General features: G+C 66.0%; 1 protein-coding gene. It reads left to right on the top strand.

Annotation, left to right across the window (positions count from 1 at the left end):
* Positions 1-10 precede the first annotated feature (10 nt).
* A partial coding sequence (locus SSA01S_RS18875; protein ID WP_244885718.1) for an ISNCY family transposase occupies positions 11-952 on the top strand: 942 nt, incomplete at its 3' end.

The following is a 952-nucleotide window of genomic DNA, read 5'->3' as shown; positions in this document are numbered from 1 at the left end:
AGCGGACGCGATGGCGCTGCTGAGCCTTGAGCGTCGACAGATCTACCGGTTGCTGGAGCGAGTTCGGCAGGACGGCGCGGCCGGGCTGATCTCGCGGAAGCGTGGGCGTCCGAGCAACCGGCGCTACGCCGACGCCTTTCGTGACCATGTCATCAGCCTCGTGCGCGAGCAGTATAGCGGGTTCGGGCCGACGCTGGCACGTGAGTATCTGGCCGAGCGGCACGGCATCCGGGTGTCGTGCGAGACGCTGCGGCAGATGATGATGGCAGCGGGGCTGTGGAAGGACCGCGAAGCGCGTCGCCCTCGCCCTTATCAGCCGCGCTACCGGCGAGACTGCCGCGGCGAGCTGATCCAGGTCGACGGGTCCAAACATTGGTGGTTCGAGGACCGGGGCCCGCCATGCACGCTGCTGGTCTATATCGACGATGCGACCAGCGAACTGATGCACCTGGAGATGGTCGAGAGCGAGAGCACCTTCTCGTACATGCGGGCGACGCGGACGTATATCGAGCGCCACGGCAAGCCGGTCGCCTTGTACTCCGACAAGCACAGCGCCTTCCGAAACAACACCGCCTCGGCGAACGGAGACGGCATGACGCATCTCGGGCGGGCGCTGCACGCGCTCAACATCGAGATCATCTGCGCCAATTCGCCGCAGGCCAAGGGCCGTGTCGAGCGCGCCAACGGCACGTTGCAGGACCGGCTGGTCAAGGCGATGCGGTTGGAGGGTATTTCCACCATCGCGGAGGCCAACGCTTTTCTCCCCTCCTACATGGCCCGGCATAACCGCCAGTTCGCCAAGCCGCCGTTCGACCCGCGCGATCTGCACCGCCCGCTGGCACCGCACGAGGACATCGAAGCGGAAATGGTGTGGCGCGAGCAGCGCACAGTGACCGCGGCGCTGACGCTGCACTACAACAAGGCGCTGTTTATCCTGGAGCCGAACCGGACC

The organism is Sphingomonas sanguinis NBRC 13937 (assembly GCF_001591005.1).
GTDB classification, from domain to species: Bacteria; Pseudomonadota; Alphaproteobacteria; order Sphingomonadales; family Sphingomonadaceae; genus Sphingomonas; species Sphingomonas sanguinis.
Note: the sequence above shows the minus strand (reverse complement) of the source record. Positions and strands in the feature narration are given on the sequence as shown.